The organism is Mesorhizobium sp. LSJC269B00 (assembly GCF_000502815.1).
In the GTDB taxonomy this organism is placed as follows: Bacteria; Pseudomonadota; Alphaproteobacteria; order Rhizobiales; family Rhizobiaceae; genus Mesorhizobium.
Genome location: NZ_AYVN01000012.1, coordinates 165,056 through 186,001, shown reverse-complemented (window position 1 = coordinate 186,001; position 20,946 = coordinate 165,056). Strand labels below are relative to the sequence as shown.

Genomic DNA, 20,946 nt, shown 5'->3' with positions numbered 1-20,946 from the left:
GCTCGCTCTGCGCCAAGCCGCATGACCAGCATCATGGCCGCCCCATTTTGCAGAACTTGACGCACACAACCCAGCCCGTTTGCCACTCCCGGTCAAGCCGCTATCAAATTCAACAGCTTCTGGACCATACAGATCGAGGACGGCTGGTCGCTCTTCGCGACGCATCCGGTCAATCGCGAGGATCTTCCCTTCAGGCTGGTGACTGGCCTGGTGGATTCCGACCGGTTCAGCGATGGGGGCATCAATTTCCCGGCGATCTGGACGGAGCCCGGATTCTCTGGCGTGCTCAGGAAAGGAACTCCAGTCGCGCAGTGCTTTGCGGTTCCGCGGGCCGCGCCGCAGCTCGAATACGAAGTGTTCGACGAAAAGCGACAGGCATCCTATGCGCAGACGGTCGCCGATGTCCTGTCAACGCCCGGCGTCTACCGCAAGCGGTTTCGCGCCAGGCGGGGACGCTCCGCCAGCGAGTGAGCGACGCAGCGCTTTCTCATCAAGCCACAGCCGGCCCCTTGGCGCCGACGTCAGCGCCATGGCGATGACGCTGAAGGTGGATGAGCTGAGACCATAGGCTAATGAATACGCTGCCATGGCCTCGTCGAGGTCGCCGGTTTCCTGCAGGACGACACCCAGATTGACAGCCGCTTCCGGGGCGCCGGGCTCATCTCAAGCACGCGTCGATAGGCCTGTGCAGCGCTGCCGAACTTGCGCATGTCCTGACGTACCAGCCCGAGGTCGAACCAGGCCGACGGATGCCCGCCGCCAGCGACTGCGCGTTCGAGCAGACCTTCCGCCTCGACAGCCGCTCGGCGCTGCCATGCAAGGCGCCCGAGGCGCGCCGCTGCCTCCCCGGATTTCGGATCCCGTTGCAAGACAAGTGTCCAGGACGCGCTCGCCGCAGGGGCATCGCCTGCTTGATCGAAGGTGCGTGCCCGTTCGACGAGCATTTCCGCCTGAGATGACAGTCTTGCCGCGCGGTCCAGGAACTGAAACGCCGCTTCAAACCTGCCTTCGGCCCGGGCAATCCGGCATGCCAGTATCAAGGCGGGCGCATTGTCGGGTCGAGTGGCAAGGCTTGCTTCGATGCGCGCACGAGCCTCCGGCAGATCTGCCTTGGCGAACAATACAGCCGCCAGAAGATGGCAAAGCGCCGGGTCGCCTGGGTGCTGCTTCAGGCCCAATTCGCACACATCGATCGCTTGGCGATGATTGCCGGAATTGAACGCGGCCAAAGCGCGGCGGATCAGATCGTCACTATCGTTTTGATTGGTGCGCATTATGCTTGGACGCTCACTGGCAGTCATGTCCGCAAGGGGCCGATGTCGATTCCAGTCATGTTTGGCGGGACCACTTGCCACAGAGCAGAGAGTAACCGACTTGGAGCCTCGCTTGCCACCAATCCGCCCCAACTGCTACTCCCCTTCCCTTAAGCAGACACGTGCTGGTCACGACCATTCTATGAGCGCGCTTGTGCATATTGTTTGCTCGCAAGGGATATCGATAGACGTTCGCCAAAACCCAGCAAAAGCGGTCTGATGCTGACCAACTTTTCCGGCGTAAATCTGGTCAGCGGCCCAGAAACAGCCAGCGCTCCGATCAAGCCCTCGCTGCCTGAAAAAACCGGTACGGCCATCGCAGCTGTTTCGGAATCTCCCTTCCCGAGCGATATAAACGGAATCTTCGCCATAAGAGCTGTTCGCGTCCTAGGCTTAGCGGTACTGAACCGTGCAAGCACTTGGCCAGCTGCGTGACCGTCAAGCGAAAGCACATCACCCTCTCGGATTTGATCACGGATCAAATGACGACAGTCTGCGCGAAATAGGCAAATTCCGTCATTTCCCTCCTTTCGAAAAAACGATGCGCTTTCACCCGCCTGTTCGACAAGGCTCAAAAGGAGAGGCCGAACGAATGCCTCTATCTTAAAACGACGACGGTAGAATGAGGCCAATATCATCGGCGTAGGGCCGACAGCAAAGCGCTTGTCCGCCATGCGAACAATGTAGCCACTGCGGACAAGGGATTCCGTTAACCGAAGGATCGTGCTTTTGTATAGGCCCGTTCTAGAAGATATCTCAGCCAGGCTTAAACCCTCGTCATGCTCTGTGAAGCACCCGAGGATCGAAAGCGCGCGATCGACAGCTTCAACCCCTCCCGCTCTTGTGTCAGCTTGCTCCACCGCCTGATGGTTCACGCGTTTGGTTCCTTTGAACGCCAAAGCTCAGTTGCGAAGTCGGGTCCTGATCACGTCCCCACGTGCTCAGCTTTGGAGTACCTCGCTCGCGAAAAGCAAAGTGCCATTTCATCATTCAGCATATTATCCTGTCGGTAACTGAAAATCCTACACGATCGTGGAAAAAGAGGACCTACTGCATCTTCAAATGTCGCGTCCTGTCGGACATGATGTGGGGGACACAATACTGGCGCGTCGGGTGCTCCAAGTTGTGTCGCAGCCTCCCCAGCATCCAAGTTGGCTGGTATCCTGATTTAGCAGGATGGTCGCGGAACGTGGTTTCCCCCCCGCGGATCGTGAACCGCTGGGTTGCGGCCACATCATCGGCTACCGCTACTGTTCAAACAATGCTTGCGAGCGGCACTGCGCTCATGGCAACAAGCAGGCCAATCGTCATTTGCCATCTCTGTTCCTGGATGCCTGCCATTATAGCCACAGTCGTTCAGGACGGAATCGGCGCGGCGCAAGATCGCCTTGGATAGGCAGTAACAACCCTCGGTCGTCTGAGTTTTTGCAGGCTGAAATGGCTGGCTTGAGTGTGACACGCATTGGGCCAATGGTCGACGGCGGTCGAAATAACGGGGTTGAGGTCTGATGAGCAAAATTGCCTTACTTCCTCTGGCGACATCGCGGTGGTCAAGCACGTTGGTGCCGCACTTCATGCATTGACGATCAATGTCGATATTCCGGGTATTTCCAATCCGGTTTCGCGATACTTGATCGATCTTCCCGAAATGATCCGGGAGACAGAAGCGACCAGCCGCAAGCATGGGCTCGATTTGCTGGAGGCATTGAAAGCTGAAGCGGCACGCGTCGGATCGCTCCTCACAACCGAGGAGATTGCTGTTTCAGCCAGCATCTATCGGCGATGTTGCGGCAACTCAGTCACGCTATTTCGATTTTGCTTTGATTGGGTTGGAGCCAAATAACCAGACTGCGCGCATGACCGTTAATGCGGTCCTGTTTGGTTCGGGTCGCCCAACCAAAATTCTGCCGGAAGACGCAAACGTTGGTGCGATCGATCATGTCATCATCGCTTGGGATGGTAGCCGCGTTGCGGCCCGGGCCGTTGCCGATGCGCACGCGTTTCTGCAATGTGCCTCAAAGATAACGGTACTGACAGTGACAGACGAAAAGTCGCTGCGCGATATTGGCGAACGCCTCGCCCTGAGCCTGAGAAAGCGTGGCTTTCCCGCTGAGGGGATCTCAATCGACCTCGAAGATCGCCCCATTGGCGTTACGCTTCAGGCGCGCGCTGTCAGCATGGGCGCCGATCTGCTTGTTATGGGTGCATACGGCCATTCCCGGATGAGAGATTTTGTCGTGGGTGGAGCAACCAAAAGCGTTCTTGGCGATCTGCGCCTGCCTGTCCTTTTGTCGCACTAGAAATCTGCCCGAGAGTTGTCGGCGGCGGGTTGGCTACTGCGATTGTGCCAGCGGCGCACTGTATCAGGTTCTAAACTAGCCCAAGACGAAACTGCCGGATTGCTCGTGAGTTGCCGATTGTTTTGCCTTCGATATCGAACTCGACCTGAACCGGGAGCATAGCCGTTCGCGGAACCTACGATTGATTCCTGCCCCTGCCAGAGGCCGACAATGACGGTCCGCCTTTGGTGCCCACCACGTCCGCGCCTGCAACCACTTGAGGCCGAACTCGCACAGAGCCAGAAGTCTGGGGCTGAGCGAACACTAGATGATGTTGGCAGTCTCAAACGTCAAGACGGGCATCTCGCAGAGGCACACTGCTTGCATTTGGCGAACGTCTATCGATATCAGAACGAAGTAAACTGGCACGAAGGCGCGCTCATAAAAAGCGCCGAAATTGCCTGTCGTGTGCGAATGGCTAGGCGAGGTATGGTGTGTGCCGAGTAACCATGCGGTTTGAAAACCGGGACGGATGGTCTATGCAGCGCGTCGTTCTGCAAACCACATATTTGAAGGACAAGGTGGCGTTTCGCACGCGCCTTTACGGCTTGACTGACTAGAACGAAATGAGCCGTCATTTCGTTCTAACCTATTGTTTTGGCGCATGATGTTATCCAAAAAGTCTGCAACTTTTTGGCATCATGCTGAAGGGGTGAACGAGAGCCATGCTTGATCCGATCGTGAATTTCTTCACCCGCATCTTCCAGTGGATCGGCCGCGGCATCGGCCTCGCCATCGGCGTGATCCTTTGGCCGTTCCTGTGGGCCGGGCGCTGGTACACACAGCGCGGCTGGATCCTGAAGGCGGCGGTCGGCCTCGCGCTGCTGGTTCTGATCGGTCTCTACGCCAATTTCTTCTACGCCACCCAGTGGTGGAACAAGTTCGACCCTAACTACGTCGACAAATACACCTTCGAGAACCGCAACATTTCCGCCGGCGAACAGGTCGCGGCCGGCGCTGGCACCGAAACCGCCAAGACCTGCGGCAATTCAGGTATCGCCCAGGTCGCGGCCGACCTCACCGATTTCAACGTCAACCAGAATGCCTGGATCTCGTCGATGATCCTCTACAAACTCGGCCTGTTCGGCATCGACTGGGACAACACGCCGTTCATGGACAACAAGGCTCGTTCCAGCGCGGCATCAACCNTTTCAACGTCAACCAGAATGCCTGGATCTCGTCGATGATCCTCTACAAACTCGGCCTGTTCGGCATCGACTGGGACCACACGCCGTTCATGGACAACAAGGCCTCGTTCCAGCGGGGCATCAACCAGGCGGTGCGGCGCACCTCCACCGAGCTTGCCGACAATCTCGGCCGCGTGCGCACCACATCGCAGATCGACACCGACCTACAGGATGCGCGCGGCAATCTGCAGTTCGATGAGGGAACCTGGTATTTCGGCCTCAACCCGTTCGGACCCAAGACGCCGACGCCGAGCTATTATCGCGACGCGGTTCGCAAATTGCGCTCCTTCAATGCTCGGCTGGCCACCTGCCAGGCGACGTTCGATGCCCGAGCCGACAATCTGAAACAGTATATCGACCGCATCTCCTCCGACATCGGCTCAACCTCGGCGATCCTCAAGGAACGCGCCGAGAACCACAACAATGGCTGGTTCGACTTCCGCGCCGACGACCGCTTCTGGTTCTCCTATGGTCAGCTCTATGCCTATTACGGGCTGATGAAGGGCGCCCAGGCCGATTTCGAGGACGTGATCAAGGAAAAGCACCTGCAGAACCTGTGGGACACCATGGATGCGCAGTTCGTCTCGGCGCTGCGCATCCGGCCCTTAATCATCGCCAACGGCCGCGAGGACGGCTGGCTGCTGCCGAATCACCTAACGACAATTGGCTTCTACATGTTGCGCGTGCGCTCAAACATGATCGAGATTAGCAACGTTATTGCGCAGTAACTCGCTGCCACCGACCCAGTTTTGTGAACGGTGAAATTCGCCCAGAACCGAATTTTCAGCACGCCTCCTGGGTGGGTGTCTTGACGAGTAATGGCCTTCATCCGGGAAACTGGTTGTGCTCGCAGGCCTGACCAAGTCCGCACCATCGCTACACGGATCGACCTTGCCTTTGCGGAACAGGAGGCGGTCGTGAGGTCCGGCTAAACTGCTTGACAAAATTGGACCCGTCCCGCGGCGTGCCTTGTCGAACCAAAGCCCGTCGCCGAAATCGCTCGGCTGTTGAGAATCTAATGCAACTCCAGCTCGAATTCGACCCAGGCGTGACGACTGTTGTTGAGGGCGACGATCTTGAGGGGAATGAAACCCGCGGCGTAGTTGCCAAAGTGCCCGAAGGGTTGAACCGGCCGGATGGTCCGTATGGTCAGGGCTACGGGATCAACCGATTCAAGTTCCCCGGTGACCACGATGGGGGCGCCCCTCGTTCCTGCTCCCGAGACTGAAATGACCCGTAATCCGCCGAGTTCGTCAGAAAAGGAGTAGGCGCCCGCTTCAAAGATTCTGGGCCGTGTGCCATCCGCTCCGGCGTGGTGTCCGCTTGCTGTGAGCATGGCTTGATATTCGGGTTGACGGGTGGTGCCACATGGCGCGAAGTATGGACGACAATCGCGCGGCGCATACTGGAATGGCCCACGCGAGGCGGTCTGATGGCAGGCTCGGCGGTGTCGATCGAACCGCTACCCGATAGGTCGACGCAAAACCGCGGAGAGATTGTCACTGCCGGCGATGTGCGCGAGAGGACTTACCGATGTTCGGACTTGGCATGACCCACCTGGTGGTCATCTTTGTGGTGGCGCTCGTTGTTTTCGGACCAGAGGAGCTTCCAAAAGTAATGCGATCGGCGGGGGCAATGATGAAGACATTCAATGGGATCGCTGGTGATTTTCGAAAGCAGTTTGACGACGCCGTACGACAAGCCGAGAAGGAACTCGACCTGCAGGAAACCCGCTCGGTGCTAAAGAATTCAATGGAAAGTGTATCGCAAAGCGCTGATAAGGCCATCGAAGGGAAGGATAACGATCGCAATCCGGCTGCTGAACAGAGCGCTGACTCAAAGTTGGCGTCCACCGCATCCAACCGGTGATCTGACACCAAAAGGGCGACAGCCCGCTTGAACGAAACCATCTCAAGGAGTCAAACAGCGGCTCCACCGATACCATCCCGGTTCCGCCGAACGCAGCCTCAGTCTCCAAGCCTCGTGACCGACATTTCGGCTGCTACATACCCGGTTGCAGGTCGCAGTTCCTCCATCATTGTCGTCCAGAAGCTTTGATATTGTTGGCAATCTTGCCCTGCCGGTTTCCGCTACCCATGACCATCCAACGCCATTTGTGGGGCCTTTTGGCTCGGGACAGGGTCCTCCGGGCACTGCTGACATTGTTTGTAACGGTGTCGGCCAGTAGCGTCGGCTCCGCTCCCGCGCATCGCAACGCGCTCTGGCAGGTTGTGCAGACTTGCGCTTTTGCCGCGGCGCATCTTGGCAGCGCCTTCCCTTGCGAGGAAGTGGTCCTGCCCAAACAGGGCGCACCTGGGTCGGCTCTCATCAAGTCGCCCCGATTTCGGACCGAGTTTCTGTTGATGCCACTTGCGGCTGTTGCCGGTATTGAAAGCCCGCCGCTCCGTGAGGAGGACAGTGCCCAACTCTGGCATCGGGCATGGGAAGTTCGAAACAGGGTTTCGGCGAGCCTTGGACGATATCTGCCACGAACGGCGGTTGCCCTGGCGGTGAATTCCAGAACTGCGCGGTCCCAGGATCAGTTCCACATCCACGTCGATTGCCTTGCAGCATCGGTAGAAAAGAAACTCGCCTCGACCGGGCCGAAGACCGAAGGCCCATGGCAGCTGTTCCCCCTGGCGCTGATGGGAAAACGCTACTGGATCAAGGCGGTCGATCGGCCGGATTTGGCAGCCACCAACGTGGCCGGCATTGTTGCTGCCGGGTTGCCGCAGGCTCGGCGCGCCATGCATCGGGTAAATATCGTCGTTGTTGGGGCCGAACTGGCCCATGCCAGGCCAGGGTTTTACATTCTGGCCAACTGGGAGCACTCCGCCGCCGAGCGCCTTTTAGATCACGACTGCACTTCGCGATGAGCGCCACGAGGTATTTGGAGAGGCCAATGGCCGCACCTGATACCGTCACCCCTTGAAAGTTGGTATCGACGTTATTTTGGGGAACCAAGATTCCGGGATTACGGACCTATGATCACTTATTTCCAGGCGATCGTTTTGGGGCTTTTGCAGGGTTTCGCCGAACTCTTTCCGATTTCGAGCTTGGGACACACCGTTCTGATCCCTGCCCTGCTTGGCTGGCCCGTCGACCGATCGAGCGATGCATTTGTCGCCTTTTTGGTGCTGACGCACCTGGCGACGGCTCTCGTGTTGCTGGGCTTTTTCTGGCGCGATTGGCTAGGCATCATCGGTGGTGTTCTCCGCTCCCTCAAACAACACGAGATCCGCGCCGATGACACCTATGCCAAGCTGGGATGGCTTCTCATCGTCAGCACCATTCCGGCCGGACTCCTTGGGCTTCTGTTCGAAGAGCGACTGAAGCAGCTCTTTGCAGCCGCGACACTCGTCGCGGCTGTGCTCGTACTGAATGGCGCAATGCTCTATGTCGTCGAAGTGTTGCGTTCGCGCGGCGCGACTGAAGGTGCCCACGATGACGGGAAGCTTGCTGCCCTTTCATGGATCCAAGCCGTCATCATCGGCATCACGCAATGTTTCGCATTAATACCGGGATTTTCTCGCACCGGACTGACCATGAGCGGTGGGCTCGCCTGTGGGCTTTCTCACGAGAACGCCGTCCGCTATTCATTCCTGCTGGCCACCCCAATCATCCTGGCGGCTGCCGTGCTCAAGGTCCCCGATCTTTTCACAAATGGCGGCGCAGGATTGGGTCAGGCGGTTGTTGGCGCCTTGTGTGCTGGGCTTTCTTGGGGTCGCTCCGAAACCATGCGAACGCGAACAGCGCAAGATGTTCGCCACGGCGGTCGCGCGAATAGTGGAACAGCGCGGCGGGCGGTGAAGAAGCCGTTTCCCGAGCATCTGACACGTGAGCGCATCGTCATCCCCCGCGCCATGTTCGTGTCCGACTTGCGGCGGGACGCGGCTTTCGAAGCTCGGCGACGACGTGACCGAGACACTGGAGGTGATCCCGCGTCAGTGGAAGGTCATCCAGACGGTGCGCGAGAAGTTCTCGTGCCGGAACTGTGACGATCACCCAGCCGCGGGCGCCGTTCCATGTCGTGCCGCGTGGCTGGGCAGGTCCTGGCTTGCTCGCCATGCTGCTGTTCGACAAGTACGGCCAGCATCAACGCTTAACCCACCAGGCTGAACGTTTCGCTCGCGAGGGCGTGCCACTGAGCCTGTCGACGCTCGCCGACCAAGTTGGCGCGGCCACTTTCGCGCTCATGCCCCTCTATCGCCGGATCGAGGCTCATGTTCTCGCCGCCGACCGATTGCACGGCGACGACACAACGTGCCGGTCCTCGCCAAGGGCAAGACCGATATCGGCAGGCTGTGGGTCTATGTCCGCGACGACCGGCCCTTCGGCGGCGCCGATACGTGGCCGTTTGCGCTCGAAGCTCGAAGGCGGTGACACTGGTCGTCCTGGTCGCCGCCGCTTCGGCGGCAAGGTCAACTTCGCTGGCTGTGGCCTCGAGTTCCTCGAGTTGCAATTCAAGTTGGTCCAGGAGCCGGCGGCTGCGCTCGGCGCTGGGGCCATACTGCTCGCGCCTGAGCTTGGCGATCTGCAGCTTGAGGTGCCCGATCAGAGCTTCCCTGGCCGACGCCTCAGCCCTCGCGGCGGCAAGTTCGGCGCCCATCGAAACAACCAGGGCCTTAAGCGCTTCGACATCGTCCGGCAGGGGCTAAATGGCGGCTTCCATGACCGAAATGAATCAGCACACTGTCTCTCGGTGCAACCGAAAAATGCCGCTTTGGCTGAGGAAATCCGTGTCCTATCCCGCGCTCACCGGACGCCAGCTGTACTGCGGGTTGCGCCAGTCAATCCCGTCGAGCAAACACGCCAGCTGAGCGCTCGTCAGCGACACTGCACCGTCCTTCACCTGGGGCCAAATGAAGCGGCGCTTCTCGAGCCGCTTGGCATAAAGCGACATACCGATCCCGTCATGCCAGATGTCTTTACCAGCGATCCGGCGCGTCCGCGGAAATCGTAGAGATCACCACCGTGGGGATCGCGCTTCAGGTGCTGCTGCACCAGCAAAGCCAGGCCCTGCATGCCCTTCCTCATATCGGTGTGACCCATCGACAGCCACACCCGCGCGCCCGGCGGGATCACCGCAGTGCCTTTACCACTGCCGTAACCAGCGTGGGCGTCGCTCCCGCGAAGATGCTCACCCGGCCGCCCTTTACCACCTCCACGACAATAGCCGGCCGGTGCTCCAGTGGATGGCCGACGTCGTCATCGACAACCACCGCCTCTGTAAGGGACGGGTCCGGGACGTGCTCGCACAGCTTGCGCGCCACGTGTAGATCAGCGGCGTCGAAACGTCATGCCGCTGCGCCACCTGCGTCACACAGGTCTCGGCGAAAACGCCTCCTCCAAAATCTGGCGCCGTTCCGCCTCGTTCCACCGCCGCCGACGTTCGGGGCCTGTGAGCAACGTGATCTGACCCATCAACTGCTCCTAAGTGCGCTCATAAGAGCACGCTTAAGACCACTCGTTCATCACCCGAACAAGGCGCGACACGCCGGATGGATACTCAAAATGCACCCCACCGGTCAAAAGCGGAAACAAGCCGATCGACGACGACAACACCCTATGCCGCCAACGTCACAAGATCGAGAACATGTTCGCCAAGCTGAAGGACTAGCGGCGCATCGCGCCCAATTTGACCGCTACGCACACACCGTCTTCTCGGCAATCTGCATCGCAGCCGCCGTCGCCTTCCGTCTTAATCAATGAGGCTGACGCTAGCTGGCCTGTTAACCAGAGCACGAGGATATCATCGACACGATCGGTTTCGTTCGATCGGCATTGCTCCAATCCTAGATTAGCCCGCGCATCGTGAGTTCAGCCTTCAGATAGGCATAATAGATCGGCGCGGCGACAAGACCCGGCATACCGAACCAGGCCTCCATGAAAACCATCGCCAGAAGAAGCTCCCAGGCACGCGCATTGATCCGCGTTCCAATGATCTTGGCGTTCACGAAGTATTCGAGCTTGTGAATGACGATGAGAAAGGCAAGCGAGCCGATCGCTGCAAGGAAGGAGATGCTGAGGCTGACGACCACGATCACGGTGTTGGAGATCAGATTGCCGATGACCGGCAGAAGGCCGGCGACGAAAGTCAGCGCTATCATCGTTCTGATGAACGGCAGATCGATTCCGAAGGACGGTAGAACAGCGACGAGATAGATCGCCGTTAGAAACGTATTCAAGGCCGAAATCCGGATTTGCGAGAACACGATGTTGCGAAAGGCCTTGCTCAGAATTTTGACACGATCCGCCAGCGCGATCGCCAGTGGGCCGGGCTCGCCCGATGGCGCCGCCGAGCTCACCGCGATCAAGCCGCCGATCACCATGCCGACGATAATGTGGACCACCAGGACGCCGACATCCCGCCCGACGAGTTGAAGCTGGCCGGCATGTTCGCGGAGCCACCGGGCCGCGAAGACTTCCAGTTCCTCGATATTCGACGGAAAATAGGCCATCGCCCAAGTCGGGAGATGGACACGCGCGGTATCGATGATCTCGGCCATCTTCTTGAGGAGCGTCACGACGTTCTCCGAACCGCCAGTCAATTGCGACACGCCGCTAAAGATAGCGGCGGCTATCAGGAGCGTGAAAATCAAGGCCACCAAGGTCAGCGCAAGGCTTTTCGTCAGGCTGTTGGAGACGCCGATTCGATGGAGCATCGGTGCGGTGAAATGAACGAGGTTGAACACGAGAAGGCCTGAAAGCAGTGCCGGAAGTAGGCCGAGCTCAAGAACGGCGACCAGCGCTATAAGCGCGAGCAGGCACGACGCGAGATAGAACCGTGAGAAAGGCAGCACTTTTCACCTGCTGAAGCAGCCAAGTCCTCTCCGGGTTTCCATTAGCTTTGATACCCGGTGATGCGCAAGCGAACACGCGCCCAATACGTGTGTGAAGCTAGCCGCCTACATTTCTTCCCGGTTTGCAGCTTGATGGTTGTCGTTCATACTTTGATCCATGCGACACGGTCCATCAGGTCGAATTGGCATGTGCGCCTTCGGAACGCTCGTTCTGCCCGACAAGGCGTGAATGAATCGTCGCGAACGGCAGTAAGAGACATGCGGCTGCCATCCTGCGCGATCATTGATTTAATGCCGAGCGAGCCGGCGTCCGCTGGGTAATTTGCTGGCCATGACCTTGTCGATGCGTCTGCCGTCAAGATCGACGACTTCAAACCGCCAGCCGTCCGCTTCGACCGTTTCGCCTGTCGCCGGCAAATGGTGCATGTGCGACAGGATAAAACCGGCAACTGTTTCATAATCGCGATTTTCTGGGAGCTCGATGGCAAGGTGATCACACATCTCGTCAACGGGCATATACCCCGCAAGCAGCCATGACCCATCCTCGCGCTGCACGGCGGCCGTTTCTTCCTCGGCTTCCAGATCGGAACGGAACACGCCTGTGATCGCCTCGAGGATGTCGGCCGGCGTCACAATGCCCTCGAAATGACCGTACTCGTCGTGGACCAGGGCCACAGGCACCTGTGCTCCTTTCAGTGTTGTCAGCACATCAAGCGCGTCCGCCTGGTCGTGCACGATCGGCGCATTCTGCAGGTGAGGCCAGAGATCGACCTTCTGCCCATTGAGCATGCCCGCCAGTACCTTGCGGGTCTGCACGACGCCGATCATTGCATCGACCGTACCTTCGGCAATCGGCAGCAGAGAATGCTCCGTCTCGATGATCGCCTTGCGCACTCTCGTTTCTTCCCAGGTAATGTCGATCCAGTCCACATCGGTCCGTGGTGTCATAACAGCGCGCACCGCCCGGTCTCCCAGACGCATGACGCCCGCGATCATCCGGCGTTCGTCTGCCTCGATGGTCCCGTGATGCTCGGCTTCGGCAACCAACATTTTGATTTCCTCATCGGTGACTTTTTCCTTGGACTCGCCTTTCTGGCCTAAGAGCCACAGCAAACCACGACCGGAGAAATCCAGTAAGAACACCAGCGGTGCGCCAATTTTCGCAACGATGGTCATCGCCGGAGCTACACGCATTGCTATGCCCTCCGGATTGCGAAGTGCAATCTGCTTGGGAACAAGTTCTCCCACGATCAGAGAGGCATAGGTGATGACTGCCACTACGATACCGACACCCAAGGCGTCTGCAATGTTGCCGGGCACGCCGCTAGCGGCCAAGAGAAATGACAGGCGCTCGCCCAGCGTAGCGCCTGAGAAGGCCCCGGAAAGCACGCCCACCAATGTAATCCCTATTTGGACAGACGATAGGAATTTTCCGGGATCGGCACCAAGCGCCAGCGCACGATTGGCACCCTTCAGGCCTCGTTCGGCCATACCTTTGAGCCTAGCCGGTCGCGCCGAGACAACGGCTAGTTCCGACATTGCAAGCAGGCCGTTGATGCAGATCAGGACGACGACGGTCGCGAGTTCAATGTAAAGCATAGCGAACGTTTAGCATCTGCGAAGCGGGAACGAAAAGGTGCATTCGACCACTATGTTGCAGCGATCCGTAGCAAGGACCGACGGCAGTGACACCAATGCGACTGCTTGAGCGGAAGGTCGGACAAGCTCGTACTACTGAACTTGGTGCGCTAAGCCTGGACGGACGGGACCGATCATAACGTTTAGGGTGAAAAGCAACCTTCCAAGGGCGGTACGCTCGATCAACGCGAGACTCGTGTTCGAAGATTCGCAAGGCAACAGGTTGGCCGAGATGCCGGTCCCGCGAACGATTTGCTGGCGTCAGCACCAGCATAGTGACCGATACGTCACACCCAGGGCGCGATCATGCCCGGCGATCGCGGTCATGCGTTGACAACCGGCGTGCCACGCTGATCGAGCTTGATTGGTTCATACGGGAACGGGCGGCGAGCGTGGGTGTATCCCCTGCTCATCGGGGGGCGACACATGAAAAATACTAGGCACGCGCTCATGGCGCTGACCGCCCTTGTCCTGGTGTTTGCCAACGGATTGGGCCTCGAAGCCCTCGCGAAGGGCCTCACCGTCGTTCCTCCCGGAAACCGGTTCGAGCAGCAGCCGCCGATTCCCGCAGCGTCAGCGAATAGGACGCGCGCCTTCAAGACAACTTACGACGCCAAGTACCACAAGATTCTGGCGTTGCTGAGTAACGATAAAAAGCTCGTGCAACAGATCAAGGATACGGCCGCTGCCTATGGTATCGATCCGATCCACGTTGTCGGCGCGCTTGTCGGCGAACATACCTACAACGTCAGCAGCGTTGATGCGGCGCAAACCTACTACGTCAAGGCCCTGGCATACGCCAACGCGGATTTCGAATTCCGCTACAAAGGCATTTCGCTGCAGTCGTTTGTCAATCGCCCGGAATTTTCCGGCTGCACCCCTGCCAAAGGGAGTTCGGCACTGTGGAGCTGCCGAACCGACGTCTGGAACACACAGTTCCTCGGAAAAACTGTCGGCAATGTCGCCTATGAGAACGTGACCTTTCAAAGGGCGTTCTTTCAACCGTTCTTCGCCGGCCAGACGTTCGGGCTTGGCCAGATCAGCCCTCTGGCGGCGCTGGAAGTGACCGACCTGGTCAATCGGGTGAGCGGCTTTGAAAAGCTCTCACCCGATCGGCCGCAGGCAATCTACCGCGACATCATGGATCCGAAGCGCAGCGTGATCTACACGACCGCCATCCTGCGGGAGGCGATCGACGCGTATGCCGAGGAGGGGTTCGATATTTCCGGGAATCCGGGCATTACAGCAACGCTCTACAATGTCGGCCAGCCGCAACGTCGCGCAGCCGAACTTCGCGAAGCTGCGGCAAAGGGATCCGGACGAAAGCTGCCGGTGGAGAATTACTACGGCTGGTTCGTAAACACCAAACTCGATGAATTGCGAGCCCTTCTTGACGGTCAAGGGTGAGCAATCAACGCTGGCCGCCGCGCGGTTAAGCGCGTTGGCAGACCATCACCCGCAGGTCAGGCGCCGCGCAGACGGAGCAGAGCCCGACATTGGTGGCGAAATTCGGAAGGCGGCATTTTCTAGAGTTGGCCTAAGTGCCATTCGAGCACCATTGAACTCAGAACGTCCCGCGAGAATGTCAACGCGACGAAACCCCCCGGCAGTCCAATATGACTATGGCAAGTTTATCCGCATCTCGACCCGCCGGTTGACCGGGTCGTAGGGATCGGCGACTCTCGGATGGCTTTTGCCCTCGCCAATTGCCCTGATGCGTGACGGTTCGATTCCGTTCGATAGGAGGAATGCCGTCACTGATTGCGCCCGTCGTTCCGAAAGTCCTTGATTGTAGATAGCCGAGCCCGAGGCGTCGGTGTGGCCTTCGACGATGAAGTTATGCGCCCTTAGACGGTTGTCTTTCAGCGCCTTGGCAAATTCGCCGAGTTTTGTTCGCGCCTCCGGCTGCAACTCAGCAGAATCGAGGCTGAAATTGATCAACATGTCGAGGCCGATTGGCACTGACGCGTCCGCTTTGCTCTTGCATTCGTCTTCAGTGCCGATGCATATTCCACGCGACGGGCCCAGATCAGTCGCATTGCCGAAAAACTTGACGATGTCTTCTGACGTTTGGACAGGGTCGGCAAACGAATTTGAAGACGCCAGCACAGTCGCCAGCACCAAGAAAGAAGTGCCTATCCGCATAGCGGCCTCCAGCATGGAAATCGACGTCACGATCGGATAATTCCCAAAATAAATCCGGAGCGCGTGCCGGGTCAACCACACTATGGTTGCGACAAGCCGAGATAAGTTACTCATTCAGCTGTTTCAGGGTGACAATCAGGCTCTTTGTGACTGCTGCCACTCCGCTGCCGGCGCGGTCAAGGATGCGAGAGACCAGCCGGCGCCACGTTTTCCTAGTGCTGCTGGGCTTTCACGGCTCGCGACCGCTTCCGTCGGAGGACGCCAGCCTCGAATTCGAGATCAGGCGCCAAGGCAGCGAGACGCTGGAGCCGCTGCAGGTCTCGACGGTGCCGCGCGCCTCGCCGGGCGACGAAGTCGACGGACCTGCGCACCCTTTCTGCCGCCGCCTTCCATGTGCCGGACAGCCAGGGCCGTAAGGCGATCCGCTCAAACAAGGTTATTCGCGCCCAGTTGCGCCATGTCGGCCGGCTGGGTGACTATCTCTCGGAAAAGCGCGATGCCTTGCCTTGCTTGCCCTGGGGCGCGCCATCGATTTCGCGTCCGCGATGACCGGGGACTGGGGCGACGAGAAGGTAGCGTCACGAATGAACGGCCTGAAGCAAGACGTGGCTTCGCTGGACGATATGAGGTCCATCTCTCCGATAAGGTGCAGTTCCTGCTCGATGCCATGGTCGGGCTGATCGGCATCTCCCAGAACGACATCTTCAAAATCCTCACCATCGTCTCGATCGTTGGCATTCCGCCGACCCTAATCGCGGGCATCTACGGCATGAACTTCAAGACCATGCCCGAATACGACTGGGCCTTCGGCTACCCCTATGGACTGGCCATGATCGCTTTCAGCGCTATCATTCCGTTGGTTGGTTCAAGTGGCGGGGTTGGTTCTAAATATCGGGATTTGTCGCCTTGGTAGGGGTGAAGCAGGAAACCAACGAATGAGGCTCGACGAGATCACGCAAGCGACCATCGCTTTTATGCGGGCGCATGAGGCATGGGGCATTCCGCTCGTGACCATGCTGGCCTTCGGCGAATCGCTGGCCTTCATCTCGCTCTTACTTCCCGCGACCGTGATCCTCGTTGGCATCGGTTTTCTGATCGGCGAAAGTGGGATCGCGTTCTGGCCGTTGTGGCTCGCCGCTATCGTCGGCGCGGCACTTGGCGATTGGCTGTCTTTCTGGGTTGGCACGCGGCTGGGAGACCGGGTTTCGCACTATTGGCCGCTGAAGCGTTACCCAGATCTGCTTCCGCGTGGCCATAGATTCTTCGAACGCTGGGGTGGGCTTGGGGTGTTTATCGGCCGCTTCTCCGGTCCGTTGCGGGCATCCGTTCCGCTGGTTGCAGGTATCTGCGAAATGCGCGTCCTGACATTCCAGATCGCCAACGTCTCCTCGGCGATCCTCTGGGCGACAGGGATACTCGCGCCCGGTGCGTTCGGCCTCAAATGGCTGCAGGCTTGGATGTAGGCGACTCACGCCGGGCGAGCAGCTTGTCGATCCGCCTTCCAAGCAGTTACCCTTGAAGGCGCGGTAAGCCGCTCGCCCCGATCAGTGCACAGTGTCGGCCTTAGCGATTGCCCCTGGCCACCCGCCGGAGGGCCGGGTGGCACCCACATGGCCGAACCTCGACAACCGTCGCTAGAAAATGGCGATTTCGCCGAACTTTTCGACCCATAAGCCCGACCAGAGACGTGTATGCTGCATGCTTGGTCCTTGAGGATTGCTAATGGACAAGCCAGCCAAAGCGCCACTGTTCTCATATTTGGTCAAGCCGCACTTTCGGTTAAAATCGCCGGATCGCCTTCTCTCTGAAGCGGAGTTTGATCTTGCCCGGATAACTGTGGAGGATTTTCGGTTCGTGACCAGGGAGATGACCACAAATGTGGCGGAACTGCCCGCTGAAATCCGCGGTCGCAGTACCATTCTGCGGCGTTTGCTATCGGAGAGAGACTTGTTCAACGCGGGACGCCTCTTGATCCCGAGTTCGGGCCTGAGAGTTCTCGCGCGGATGCTGGATTTCGACCCTATTCACCCCGCCGTGCTTTTGACGTGCGGTAACTACCCTTGGGCCGGGGATCGGCTCCCGAAATATCGCTGCTGTGTTCTCGCTAAAGGGGCAACCTCCTTTGACTGGGACCCCTTGGCGATTTCGGGACGACGCCGACGTCTCCCTCTCGGAATATCTGAAAGGTCTCGCGATCGCGGTACATGGAACACCGGTGCGGCGGAGGGAGTCATTAAATACGTCGCGGATAAGAAAGGCCGCGCATGTTTCGGATCATCGGAAACACTTGAGCGAGAAAGCAATCGACAGAGCGTGGTCTCACATGTCGATCACAATTGAAAACCAAGGAAAGAAAAAATTCAACTTAACATGGTATATCTTGAGCTTCTTGCCGTTATTCAGGCGTTGAAATCGAGCGAGAGCATCACCCACTACATCACTAGAATGGATAAGTGGCTGAGATCAGCCGAGATTGTCTATCCGGAAGGAGCCCGATACGAGAATGTCAACCTGCCCATTGAACCGCTTTAGCGACGGAAAATCGGCGCTGCGCCCAACAGGCATCGCCGGAACAATCTTCATTGCCGCCCAAGTCGGTAACGTCGCGCGACATGGCCAACCGGCGGCCGGCCAACGTGTTTGGGGATGCAGCGGCGCGGACATGGAGAGGCTGCTAGTCTCGTTCCCCACGCCTCTGGACCAAGCCTTGGAGATGCCGACCTTTGAGGCGAAGGCGAAGCCGACAGCCGCGCGCACAACCGGCGTGGGGTTCTTCGACCGCATCCATGGCGCCACCGGCACCTCATCGCTGAACGGCTTGCGAGTGGCTGTAGCGACGAAGACTCTGGCGCGGGATGCCAAGGCGCCGCGGGGGCAGACGTTGCCCAGGCTTAGAGCGGCGACGCTTGGCTATCATGCCGGCGTCCAAGTCTCGCAGCTCGGAAGTTTCACCCTGACGGCTCTCCCAAAGAGTCTCGAAGGGGCGATGAAGCGGGGCCAGTTCATCCCCGGGACGAAATCCGACATACGTCGATCAAGCCTGCCCCAGAGCAAATACATGCGCCCCGACGTCCTTCACAAGTGCCAGCAATTCGGGCTGAGGCCTGACCCAGAAAGTTCGAAAAGCTTCCAGGAACCCCAGCCAAGGCACGTCATGCCCACTGACAGCCAGTACATCCTCGAACGCATCCGCCAAGGATGCGTGGAGTTGTCCGACGACGAGTTCGTCATCGACAGGCTGGCAAAATATGTCGGCAACGGCAGGATCCGCTGGCATGTCGAATTGCGCGGGCACCGCATTGAGCTGACGACCGGCCAGATCAAGAAGCAGCCGACCTTTCGCAGGAAAATCCTCGAACAGGCTGGCGTGCTGCCGCCGCGGCGTACCGGGGCCGACTACCGGCGATGGGCTCTCGATCTGAGGCGGAATGCCATCGAGCTTCCCTGGCGGGACAGGCCCGTCGATGCCGGTTTTGCCATCGACAGGCTGACCAGCCACGGCGATGGGCGCTGGACGGTGGAATACCAGGGCAAGGCGATAAAATTCACGACGACCAAACTGCGCCGGCAACTCAGTTTCCGCAAACGCATGCTGGCCAAGGCCAAGGTGCTGCCGCCCGAATTGGCGCCGGCTGCCTATCGCAAGTGGATGGACTGGCTTATTCAAAACGCGACTGAGGAAGTGCCGCAGACCGGCGAAACCTCGATCACAGAGAAAAGCTGGCTTGACGACCTGCCGGAGCTGGCCGGCTGGGAAGATGAAGCGCCACCCGAGAATTGATTGGGTTCCAACGATGTCATGCGCCGCTGGCGTGCGATCCGGTCGACGCTGTTGGGCACTTCACGTAAACAAGCTAAGATCGGTCCCGGCAGGGAGGACTTTTGCAATGGCCGAACCAGAGGACAGAGATATCAGGGAATCGCGCCGCATCCTCCGGGACATCAAGCAACAGAACGGCCCGGCAGGCTTTAGTCGTCTCCCTTACGAGGACCGGTTGCTTAGCCTGAGCGAGAAATATCCTGATCAGATCGTACGGTATTGGCCAGTTGGCCTTATCGTTGTCTTTGGACTCCTCGCCCTGTTGATCTATTTCGCCTAGCGCAGTGGGCATTGCCCTCGGTGCGCTTTGACGAAGTTCCTCGGCATCCCAACGCGGATCTATCCGCATTTTAACTAATGTAGACAATCCTCACGGAGAACGTTCTCCCGGCTGGTGAGCAGTGTGGAATGGACTAACCTTGTGGATGAGGATGAGCTTCCGGCACCCAGCCGATCAGGCCGCTGGCGCGCAATAGCTTTGGCGGCACTCCAAATCGTCCCACCGGTCATTTCGGTGGGATGCGCCATCATGGCCGGCTATATCACCTATGTGGCTTCAAACAGCAAGCCGCCCGCGGACATGGCCGCTTTGGCCGTGTCGATCATGAAATCCGGCGATGCCTCTCCGGAACTGCGCGATTGGGCAGCGGACGTTCTGGGGATACAGACCGATATCGGAACGCCTGCCAAAACTGCCCAGCAATAATCGCCTACCCGCCTCATATTCCTCCGGCGGGAATTTGGTCGCCGCCCAAATCAGCGGCCGGCGCCGCTCATTCAAGAGATGGCCTGAGGAGGCGCCGGCCAGGCGGGCATTGGGGTACCCGCCGACGCTACATTAGCATTCACGCATAGATTTGGTATGGCGCGAACGCGGAAGGTCGGCTGCCTTCACAGCAGCATTACCGCAATTTTTCCCAAGACCAGGAACCCGCAACGGTGCAAGGGTTGGAACGCCCAGCGTTTCGGCGCGGCTTGCCTGGAGACAATCATGGCGACGTTTCTTACCGCTCTCGCATCCGAAGGTCCGCCAGCCGACCGGGCGAAAGACATGGACCTGTATGGATGGTTGATCGGCAGTTGGGACATGGAGACGCTCCACCACCGCAACGACGGCACAATTCAGAAATGGGATGGCGAGTGTCACTTTGGTTGGGTGCTCGAAGGCCGCGCCATTCAGGACATCTGGATCAGGCCCAGGCGCCCTGCCCCGTCCACCATGTATGGCACGACCTTGCGCGTCTTCGATCCCGGGATCGGTGGCTGGCACATTATCTGGAGCGATCCGCTCAACCAGGATTACTCGCGCCAGATCGGGCGGGCCGAAGGCAAGGACATCGTCCAGATGGGCGCCGACTCGCGCGGCCTGCAGGCGCGGTGGCGGTTCACCGAGATCACCGCCGACAGCTTTCACTGGATCGGCGAGGAGAGACGCGCGGAGAGCGACCCCTGGCGCGTGACCTATGAACATTTCGCCCGCCGGGCGGGTTTCTGAAGCACGCCTGCGCGTTCCGCCCTCGTGCCTACGGGCGAGGTACGACCATAGATTAGCGATAGCTCAATTAACACCAAACCAGTATCTCAAATCGCCGGTACAAGCGCGCCCAAGAACCTTCATATGTACCGAGCGCGAACTGAGGCTAGACAAGTGAAGATTCCAATAGCATTGTTGGCACTGGGACGGGGCTCGACCGGCAAGCG

General features: G+C 58.8%; 17 protein-coding genes and 7 pseudogenes. 16 read left to right on the top strand and 8 right to left on the bottom strand.

From position 1 onward, the window contains the following. Positions 1-198: 198 nt before the first annotated feature. A complete protein-coding gene (locus X771_RS0134850) occupies positions 199-471 on the top strand; it encodes a hypothetical protein (protein WP_023672590.1) in 273 nt (90 codons plus the stop codon). A gap of 98 nt (positions 472-569) precedes the next feature. On the opposite strand, the gene X771_RS05790 is transcribed toward X771_RS0134850, so the two are convergent. Next, on the bottom strand, positions 570-1,274 hold the full coding sequence (locus X771_RS05790) for a tetratricopeptide repeat protein (RefSeq protein WP_023672589.1): 705 nt from the start codon (positions 1,272-1,274) through the stop codon (positions 570-572). A gap of 179 nt (positions 1,275-1,453) precedes the next feature. Beyond that, a complete protein-coding gene (locus X771_RS0134845) occupies positions 1,454-2,188 on the bottom strand; it encodes a helix-turn-helix domain-containing protein (protein WP_023672588.1) in 735 nt (244 codons plus the stop codon). 671 nt (positions 2,189-2,859) lie between these two features. Between X771_RS0134845 and X771_RS1000000169405 the strand changes: the two genes are divergently transcribed. The 4 genes and pseudogenes from X771_RS1000000169405 to X771_RS141430 all read left to right on the top strand — a co-directional run. Further along, positions 2,860-3,156 carry a hypothetical protein gene (locus tag X771_RS1000000169405; protein WP_023672587.1) on the top strand — a complete coding sequence of 99 codons (297 nt, stop codon included), beginning with the start codon at positions 2,860-2,862 and terminating at the stop codon, positions 3,154-3,156. Positions 3,157-3,169: 13 nt separating this feature from the next. Further along, complete coding sequence (locus X771_RS1000000169400; RefSeq protein ID WP_023672586.1) at positions 3,170-3,613, top strand: universal stress protein; 444 nt, start codon at positions 3,170-3,172, stop codon at positions 3,611-3,613. Positions 3,614-4,317: 704 nt separating this feature from the next. Continuing rightward, a pseudogene (locus X771_RS141425) lies at positions 4,318-4,779 on the top strand (DUF2333 domain-containing protein); the annotation flags it as partial. A 23-nt stretch (positions 4,780-4,802) separates the two neighbouring features. Further along, positions 4,803-5,567, top strand: a pseudogene (locus X771_RS141430) (DUF2333 family protein); the annotation flags it as partial. Positions 5,568-5,854: 287 nt separating this feature from the next. Here the strand turns inward: X771_RS141430 and X771_RS01000000165370 are convergent. Beyond that, positions 5,855-6,175 carry a hypothetical protein gene (locus tag X771_RS01000000165370; protein ID WP_023689684.1) on the bottom strand — a complete coding sequence of 107 codons (321 nt, stop codon included), beginning with the start codon at positions 6,173-6,175 and terminating at the stop codon, positions 5,855-5,857. Positions 6,176-6,372: 197 nt separating this feature from the next. Here X771_RS01000000165370 and tatB point away from each other — a divergent pair, with 197 nt between their 5' ends. The 4 genes and pseudogenes from tatB to X771_RS01000000165360 all read left to right on the top strand — a co-directional run. Further along, the gene (gene tatB / locus X771_RS01000000165365) at positions 6,373-6,708 is read left to right on the top strand and encodes a Sec-independent protein translocase protein TatB (RefSeq protein ID WP_023672582.1); all 336 of its coding nucleotides are present in this window, start codon (positions 6,373-6,375) and stop codon (positions 6,706-6,708) included. A gap of 227 nt (positions 6,709-6,935) precedes the next feature. Beyond that, positions 6,936-7,715, top strand: coding sequence for a CDP-diacylglycerol diphosphatase (locus tag X771_RS1000000165995; RefSeq protein WP_023689683.1), 780 nt, complete (start codon positions 6,936-6,938; stop codon positions 7,713-7,715). A gap of 108 nt (positions 7,716-7,823) precedes the next feature. Further along, positions 7,824-8,492 (top strand): annotated as a pseudogene (locus X771_RS1000000167295) (undecaprenyl-diphosphate phosphatase); the annotation flags it as partial. A gap of 144 nt (positions 8,493-8,636) precedes the next feature. After that, positions 8,637-9,180, top strand: a pseudogene (locus X771_RS01000000165360) (IS66 family transposase); the annotation flags it as partial. Between the two features lie 28 nt (positions 9,181-9,208). Here X771_RS01000000165360 and X771_RS1000000167290 read toward each other — a convergent pair. The 4 genes and pseudogenes from X771_RS1000000167290 to X771_RS141440 form a co-directional block, all read right to left on the bottom strand. Further along, positions 9,209-9,490, bottom strand: a pseudogene (locus X771_RS1000000167290) (IS66 family transposase); the annotation flags it as partial. Between the two features lie 93 nt (positions 9,491-9,583). Then, a pseudogene (tnpB, locus tag X771_RS1000000167285) lies at positions 9,584-9,864 on the bottom strand (IS66 family insertion sequence element accessory protein TnpB). 770 nt (positions 9,865-10,634) lie between these two features. After that, a complete protein-coding gene (locus X771_RS141435) occupies positions 10,635-11,642 on the bottom strand; it encodes an AI-2E family transporter (protein ID WP_023672574.1) in 1,008 nt (335 codons plus the stop codon). Positions 11,643-11,930: 288 nt separating this feature from the next. Next, positions 11,931-13,241: a hemolysin family protein gene (locus X771_RS141440; protein ID WP_023672573.1), complete on the bottom strand. Its 1,311-nt coding sequence runs from the start codon at positions 13,239-13,241 to the stop codon at positions 11,931-11,933. A 489-nt stretch (positions 13,242-13,730) separates the two neighbouring features. Between X771_RS141440 and X771_RS141445 the strand changes: the two genes are divergently transcribed. Further along, a complete protein-coding gene (locus X771_RS141445) occupies positions 13,731-14,687 on the top strand; it encodes a DUF1402 family protein (protein ID WP_023672572.1) in 957 nt (318 codons plus the stop codon). 213 nt (positions 14,688-14,900) lie between these two features. Here the strand turns inward: X771_RS141445 and X771_RS141450 are convergent, their stop codons facing one another. Next, the gene (locus tag X771_RS141450; RefSeq protein ID WP_031203040.1) at positions 14,901-15,425 is read right to left on the bottom strand and encodes an OmpA family protein; all 525 of its coding nucleotides are present in this window, start codon (positions 15,423-15,425) and stop codon (positions 14,901-14,903) included. A gap of 581 nt (positions 15,426-16,006) precedes the next feature. Between X771_RS141450 and X771_RS1000000165990 the strand changes: the two are divergent. The 6 genes and pseudogenes from X771_RS1000000165990 to X771_RS141470 form a co-directional block, all read left to right on the top strand. Continuing rightward, positions 16,007-16,313: pseudogene (locus X771_RS1000000165990) on the top strand (CorA family divalent cation transporter); the annotation flags it as partial. Positions 16,314-16,360: 47 nt separating this feature from the next. Further along, positions 16,361-16,888, top strand: a complete 528-nt coding sequence (locus tag X771_RS141460) for a DedA family protein (RefSeq protein WP_023672568.1) — start codon at positions 16,361-16,363, stop codon at positions 16,886-16,888. 1,691 nt (positions 16,889-18,579) lie between these two features. Continuing rightward, complete coding sequence (locus X771_RS0134800; protein ID WP_031203038.1) at positions 18,580-19,206, top strand: hypothetical protein; 627 nt, start codon at positions 18,580-18,582, stop codon at positions 19,204-19,206. A gap of 106 nt (positions 19,207-19,312) precedes the next feature. Continuing rightward, on the top strand, positions 19,313-19,525 hold the full coding sequence (locus X771_RS141465) for a hypothetical protein (protein WP_023672559.1): 213 nt from the start codon (positions 19,313-19,315) through the stop codon (positions 19,523-19,525). Between the two features lie 249 nt (positions 19,526-19,774). After that, positions 19,775-19,951 (top strand): hypothetical protein, encoded by a 177-nt coding sequence (locus X771_RS0134795; protein WP_023689676.1) that lies wholly within the window; start codon positions 19,775-19,777, stop codon positions 19,949-19,951. 285 nt (positions 19,952-20,236) lie between these two features. Further along, complete coding sequence (locus X771_RS141470; protein ID WP_023689675.1) at positions 20,237-20,740, top strand: hypothetical protein; 504 nt, start codon at positions 20,237-20,239, stop codon at positions 20,738-20,740. Positions 20,741-20,946 lie beyond the last annotated feature (206 nt).

Excerpts from the sequence above, each read along its gene's own strand:
- X771_RS05790 (WP_023672589.1), bottom strand. The coding sequence starts at position 1,274 with ATGCGCACCAATCAAAACGATAGTGACGATCTGATCCGCCGCGCTTTG.
- X771_RS1000000169400 (WP_023672586.1), top strand. The coding sequence starts at position 3,170 with ATGACCGTTAATGCGGTCCTGTTTGGTTCGGGTCGCCCAACCAAAATT.
- X771_RS01000000165370 (WP_023689684.1), bottom strand. The coding sequence starts at position 6,175 with ATGCTCACAGCAAGCGGACACCACGCCGGAGCGGATGGCACACGGCCC.
- tatB (WP_023672582.1), top strand. The coding sequence starts at position 6,373 with ATGTTCGGACTTGGCATGACCCACCTGGTGGTCATCTTTGTGGTGGCG.
- X771_RS1000000165995 (WP_023689683.1), top strand. The coding sequence starts at position 6,936 with ATGACCATCCAACGCCATTTGTGGGGCCTTTTGGCTCGGGACAGGGTC.
- X771_RS141440 (WP_023672573.1), bottom strand. The coding sequence starts at position 13,241 with ATGCTTTACATTGAACTCGCGACCGTCGTCGTCCTGATCTGCATCAAC.
- X771_RS141445 (WP_023672572.1), top strand. The coding sequence starts at position 13,731 with ATGGCGCTGACCGCCCTTGTCCTGGTGTTTGCCAACGGATTGGGCCTC.
- X771_RS141450 (WP_031203040.1), bottom strand. The coding sequence starts at position 15,425 with ATGCGGATAGGCACTTCTTTCTTGGTGCTGGCGACTGTGCTGGCGTCT.
- X771_RS141460 (WP_023672568.1), top strand. The coding sequence starts at position 16,361 with ATGAGGCTCGACGAGATCACGCAAGCGACCATCGCTTTTATGCGGGCG.
- X771_RS0134800 (WP_031203038.1), top strand. The coding sequence starts at position 18,580 with ATGCCCACTGACAGCCAGTACATCCTCGAACGCATCCGCCAAGGATGC.
- X771_RS141465 (WP_023672559.1), top strand. The coding sequence starts at position 19,313 with ATGGCCGAACCAGAGGACAGAGATATCAGGGAATCGCGCCGCATCCTC.
- X771_RS0134795 (WP_023689676.1), top strand. The coding sequence starts at position 19,775 with ATGGCCGGCTATATCACCTATGTGGCTTCAAACAGCAAGCCGCCCGCG.
- X771_RS141470 (WP_023689675.1), top strand. The coding sequence starts at position 20,237 with ATGGCGACGTTTCTTACCGCTCTCGCATCCGAAGGTCCGCCAGCCGAC.